The organism is Cupriavidus sp. SK-4, from assembly GCF_000611125.1.
GTDB lineage: Bacteria > Pseudomonadota > Gammaproteobacteria > Burkholderiales > Burkholderiaceae > Cupriavidus > Cupriavidus necator.
In genome coordinates this window covers 1-5836 of the sequence record NZ_JFJW01000099.1, presented here as the reverse complement: position 1 = coordinate 5836, position 5836 = coordinate 1, and the positions used below count along the sequence as shown (strand labels likewise).

Sequence of the window (5836 nt, the reverse complement as noted above, 5' to 3'; positions counted from 1 at the left end):
CGCAAGGCTCCCGGCCGCGGCACGGCGGGCGGCGTCGCGGCCTCGGCCACGCGGCTGGCGGCAAAGGCGGCACGCAGGTAGACCGTGTTGACCGCCACCGCGTCGACGGCGTGGCGGAACACGCGCGACATCTCCACGCGCGGTGCCAGCACGTAGTAAGTCGCCAGCGCGATCAGGCAGCCAAGCGCGGTGTCGATGCCGCGCAGCGCGGCAAAGTGGCTGCTGTCGACGGCCGGCGCGCCGACCCATGAGAACAGGATCACGGCCGGTGTCAGGCAGAACGCGAACGCCCCGGGCTGCCCGGCAAGGCGGCTGGCATAGGCCCCGGCCAGGAAGGCCGCGCTGATGCCCAGCGCCACCACCGGCGCCGGATGGAGCAGGCCAATCACACAGGCGCACAAGGCGCCCGCCAGCGAGCCCGCAAAGCGTTTCACGGAAACCTGCCGGGTGGTCTGCAGCTGGGGGCTGAGCACCATGATCACGGTCACCGCCACCCAGTAGCCGTGGTCCAGCCGCCACCACTGCGCCGGCAGCAGGCTAAGGCTGCCGGCCAGCGCCAGCCGCAGGGCGTGGCGCGTGGCCAGGGCATCGCCTGCAGCGTGGTCGGCCAGCCCGCGCAGCATCTGGGCCAGCCCGTGCCCGATGCCGCGCCGCGGCCAGCGGAAGCTTGCGCGCCATCGGTCGAAATCCGGATGGCGTGCCAGGGCGGATAGTGCCGACTGATAGGGGGGGCGGGCGCTGGCATTGGCCACGGGCGCGGTCAGCCGCCGCAGTTCGTGGCGCAGCGCCGCGCTCAATGCCGGCAGGTCGGGCGCATGCCGAACCAGTGCCTGGCCAACTTGCTCGCGGGCGTCGGCGACGCAGCGCGCGATATGGCGCAACGGCGGCTGCATCGGCAAGCCATGGGCGGCGCCGGCGCGCTCGCGCAGCTCGCCTGCGACGATCAGCAGCGCAAACAGGGCGTCGGCGACACCCACGGCATAGGCATAGTGCAGGAGCGTGTAAGCGTCGCGCAGGCTGCGTCGGGCCTCGATGGCTTGGCGCGCGGCCTCGATGCGGTTGCGGATGTCCTGTTTGCAGGTGGCCAGGTCATTGCCGTGGCGGGTGTCGGCGAGTGCCGTGGCGAGTCGGACCAGCGCGTCGTAGGCGGCCACGATCTCGGTGCGTGGCCGGTCGTCGCGGGCCGACGGAATCAGTGCCAGGCAAGCCAGGCAGGCGAACACGCCGCCGCGCAGGAAGTCGAGCCCGCTTTGCAGGGCCTGCACGGCCAGGTCAGGCCCGGCCGCAGGCTGCAGGCACGCGGCCACCAGCACGACATAGAGCAGCTTGGCCGCGAGCGCACTGGCCGGGCCGCGCGTCTCTGCCAGGCCCGCGGCAAGCCCTCCCGCCATCACCACCAGCACGGCCAGCCAGGGCGCCGGCGCCACGGCCGCGCCCAGCGCGCTGGCCACCGCCCCGCCAATGCCGACCGCTCCCAGGCTGGATAGCCGCACCGACGCCGTGCCCTGCCGGTCTGCCAGGCAGGTCCAGATCGAGGCCGTGGCCGACCACAGGTAGCCCGCATCCCCGGTCAGCCAGCCAATACCGGCAAGGGCCAGGAACGACAGCGCATAGATGATCCCGCGCCGGAGCAGCACGGGGTCTGGCCAGTAGCGGGCAATTAGGGCGGAGGCAAACATGCGGGGCCGGGATCCACGCGGGCCTGCCAGGTCGGGCGCCCGTCGTGAGACCACTCTACGATACCGGTTGCTGCGTTGCAACAAAACTGGCCTGTTGGCCACAGCAGCGGGTCGCCGCACCACGGTGGAGCGAGAATGCCGCGTGGCGAGGACCCAAGCACGATTGCTGCGCCAGCAGGTGCAAACGTGCACAGGGGTTGTGACCGTTCCGGCGCGAAGGCGAAAAAAAACCCACGCAGGTTGTGCGTGGGTTGGAATCCACCGAGGTGGTGGAGGAGACAGACTCCACTATACATGATTTGTTGCGACGCACCAAGTGGCCATGTGTCAATGTCCGACATTGAGCACAATGGCGTTGTATCGATGCAACAAAGTCCGGTTTCTGACTATCCGGCGGTGTCCTAACGGAACAGGTATGCGGCACCTACCGCACACACGATCCCGGCAGCATCGGCCACCAGCGCACAACCCAGCGCATGGCGCGTATTGCGCACATTGATGCTGCCAAAGTAGACCGCCAGCACATAGAAAGTGGTCTCGGTCGAGCCCTGGATGATCGCCGCCAGCCGTCCCTGGAACGAATCCACGCCATAGGTCGTCATCACATCCACCATCAGCCCGCGCGCGCCGGCGCCGGACAGGATCTTCATCAGCCCGACCGGCAGCGCCGGCACGAAGTCCGTATTGACGCCCAGCTGGGCAAAGCCCAGCGTCAGCCAGCCCATCAGCACGTCCATGCAGCCGGTGGCCCGGAACAGGCCGATGGCTACGAGGATCGCCACCAGGTAGGGAATGATCTGCACGGCGACGCCAAAGCCTTCCTTGGCGCCATCGATAAAGGCTTCATAGACATTGACCCGCCGCAGCGCGCCGCAGACCAGGAACAGCGTGATCAGCGACAGGATGAAGGCGGCGCCGGCCAGTGCCGTGACGCTGCCGACCTGCTCCGGCGGCGCGTGCCGCAGCCAGGCGAACATCCCGCCCAGCAGCGCCGCGACCAGCCCGAACGCCACCAGCACGGCCGGGCGCAGCAGGTTCAGCCGCTGCACCCACGCCACCGCCAGCAGGCCGGCCAGGCATGAGCCGCCGGTGGCCAGCAGCGTCGGCAGGAAGATATCGGCCGCATTGAAACCCACCAGCCCCTGCTTGACCGCAATGGCCTGCCGGATCGCGATCACCGAGGTCGGGATCAGCGTCAGCCCGGCCGTATTCAGCACGATGAACATGATCTGCGCATCGGTGGCCACGTCCGGGCGGCGGTTCAGCGTCTGCAGCTCGCGCATGGCATTCAGGCCGAGCGGCGTGGCGGCATTGTCCAGCCCGAGCAGGTTGGCCGACACGTTCATCATCATCGCCCCCTGTGCCGGATGGCCCTGCGGCACGCCGGGGAAGAAATGGCGCAGCAGCGGGTTCACCAGCCGGGCGAAGGCATCGACCACGCCGGCGCGCTCGCCGATGCGCATGATGCCAAGCCACAGGCTCATCACCCCGGCTAGGCCGAGCGCGATCTCGAAGGCCGTGCGCGCGCTGTCGAACAGGCTTGCCAGCATCGCCGGGAACACGGTGAGATCGCCGCTGGCTAGGCGGACGCAGGCGGCGACAAAGGAAATCAGGAAGAAACCGAGCCAGACAACGTTCAGGGCCATCGGAATGCGGGAAGCGGGGGAATCAAAGCCGGGGAGATTCCCGGCACGGCGTGCAGCTCAGCCGATCACGGCCCCGCGTTCGGCCAGCAGCTCGCGCAGGATCGAGCGGTGGCAGTGCGCCTCGTTCTCGCAGTAGCAGCCTACCGAGAAATTGGTCTGATGCGACAGCGCAGCGAGCAGGTCGAGCGTGCGGCTGGCGTCCGGCTCGGCCATTTCCTTGCGGAAATGCCGCACGAACGCCCGCCATTGCTTGTCATCGGTGGCCTGCAGCGCCTGGGCAACCAGCTCGGGCGATGGCGACAGCACGGGATACCAGACATCGTAGAAGTCGCGGTTGGCAAACTCGGATTTGGGCACGCCCCGCGGCGGCCGGCGCACGGTGCCGATGCGCAGGCCTTCATCGGCCGCGCGCGGTGTGCCCAGTCTTACGATTCGGATGGTCATGGAGGGTCCCGCTCATGTCCGCCGACGCGTGTGCGTCCGGCTAAAGTCCCAGATCATGAATCATGGTGTCGCGCATGACAAACTTCTGCACCTTGCCCGTCACAGTCATCGGCATTTCCGAGACAAAGCGGATATAGCGCGGAATCTTGTAGTGGGCGATCTGGTCACGGCAGAACGTGCGGATCTCGTCCTCGGTGGCGGTCTGGCCGGGTTTGAGCACGATCCAGGCGCAGACCTCCTCGCCGTATTTCTGGTCAGGCACGCCAAAGACCTGCACCGCCTGCACCTTGGGATGCCGGAACAGGAATTCCTCGATCTCGCGTGGGTAGATGTTCTCGCCGCCACGGATCAGCATGTCTTTGACCCGGCCGACGATGTTGCAGTAGCCCTCGTCGTCAATGGTGGCGAGGTCGCCGGTGTGCATCCAGCCGTCGCGGATGGCCTCGCGGGTGCGCGCGTCGTCTTCCCAGTAGCCTTGCATCACGGAATAGCCGCGGGTGCAGAGCTCGCCGGTGGCGCCGGTCGGCACGACCTCGCCGAGGGCGTCGACCACCTTGCATTCCAGGTGCGGTTGCACCCGCCCGACGGTGGCGACGCGCTTGTCCAGCGGATCGTCGGTGGCGCTCTGGAACGAGACCGGGCTGGTCTCGGTCATGCCATAGGCAATGGTGACCTCGGACATATGCATGTCCGCCACCACGCGTTTCATGACCTCGATCGGGCAGGGGGCGCCGGCCATGATGCCGGTGCGCAGGGTCGAGAAGTCGAAGCGGCTGAACTCCGGATGGTCGAGCTGGGCGATAAACATGGTCGGCACGCCATGCAGGGCGGTGCAGCGTTCCTCGCTGGCCGCCTGCATGGTCGCGAGCGGATCGAAGGCCTCGCCCGGGAACACCATGCAGGCGCCGACCGAGACGCAGGCCAGCACTGACAGCACCATGCCGAAGCAGTGATAGAGCGGCACCGGGATGCACAGGACGTCACTGTCGCCAAGTCGCATCGCCATGGCGACAAAGCGGCCGTTGTTGACCACGTTGTGATGCGTCAGGGTGGCGCCCTTGGGGTTGCCGGTGGTGCCGCTGGTGAACTGGATATTGATGGCGTCGAGCGCGGAGAGCGTGGCGGTCACCGCGTCCAGGCGCGCAGTATCGGGTTCGGCCAGCAGTGCATCGTAATTGAGCATGCCGGGCGTCGCCTCGCCTCCCATGCGGATCACCCACTGCAGCCGGGGCAGCCGGGCGGAGCGCAGCGCCCCCGGCTCGGCCTCGGCCAGTTCCGGCGCCAGCGCCTGGAGGGTGGCCAGGTAGTCGCTGGTCTTGAAACGCGCGGCCGTGATCAGCATGCGCACGCCGGCCTTGTTCAGCGCATATTCCAGCTCCGCCTGGCGGTATGCCGGATTGATATTGACCAGGATGGCGCCGATGCGCGCGGTGGCGAACTGGGTCACCAGCCATTCGGGCCGGTTCGGCGCCCAGATGCCGACGCGGTCGCCCGGCTGGATGCCGCGCCGGAGCAGGCCGCTGGCCAGGCGATCAACCTGGTCGCTGAACTCCGCCCAGCTCCAGCGCACACCATGCTCGCGGAATACCACCGCCGGGGCGCCCGGGTTTGCGGCGACCGTGCGCGCCAGCAATGCCGGAATCGTCTCATCAGACATGGGGATGTCGGTGCTGCCGGCAACCAGGGAGAGGCCGGGCGTCACGGGTCGGGTCATCTTGTCTCCTTCAACTGCTCTGCTTGGCATTCGACGTCTATATATAAGGAAGGCGTCTCGGGTTGGGCCAACGCCCATGGCCTCAGCTTAAGCCGAGGCGCCGCTGGATGCTGTCACCACCGAGACATTTGAGCCTCGTGCGCCGCTTCTACGAGGACTTCGAATTATTTCGCGAAATCGCTTGCCAGTCGGTCCTGCGTCCCTTAATATTCGCCCCCTCGCAACACAACGCAGCGCTGCAAAGCAGACGCAGCAAGGGTTGCGGGGTCGACCGGGATGGTTGGCGCAGCGAAGTTAGCGCGCCGGCCGCAGCAAAAAAAGATGCTGAAACGGTTGACGAAACGAAGAAAGCT

General features: G+C 67.4%; 5 protein-coding genes. 1 reads left to right on the top strand and 4 read right to left on the bottom strand.

Annotation, left to right across the window (positions count from 1 at the left end; translation table 11 throughout):
- The 4 genes from CF68_RS21830 to CF68_RS21815 all read right to left on the bottom strand — a co-directional run.
- On the bottom strand, window positions 1–1679 hold a 1679-nt coding region (locus tag CF68_RS21830; protein ID WP_235205851.1), incomplete at its 3' end, for an FUSC family protein.
- A 401-nt stretch (window positions 1680–2080) separates the two neighbouring features.
- Window positions 2081–3325, bottom strand: coding sequence for a nucleoside recognition domain-containing protein (locus CF68_RS21825; protein ID WP_035822840.1), 1245 nt, complete (start codon window positions 3323–3325; stop codon window positions 2081–2083).
- Between the two features lie 57 nt (window positions 3326–3382).
- A complete protein-coding gene (locus CF68_RS21820) occupies window positions 3383–3769 on the bottom strand; it encodes a DUF488 domain-containing protein (RefSeq protein ID WP_035822838.1) in 387 nt (128 codons plus the stop codon).
- A 40-nt stretch (window positions 3770–3809) separates the two neighbouring features.
- Window positions 3810–5483, bottom strand: coding sequence for an AMP-binding protein (locus CF68_RS21815; RefSeq protein WP_035822836.1), 1674 nt, complete (start codon window positions 5481–5483; stop codon window positions 3810–3812).
- Window positions 5484–5611: 128 nt separating this feature from the next.
- On the opposite strand from CF68_RS21815, the gene CF68_RS38565 reads away from it, so the two are divergent.
- Window positions 5612–5836 (top strand): hypothetical protein (locus CF68_RS38565; protein WP_235205849.1); only part of this gene is annotated, 225 nt, incomplete at its 3' end.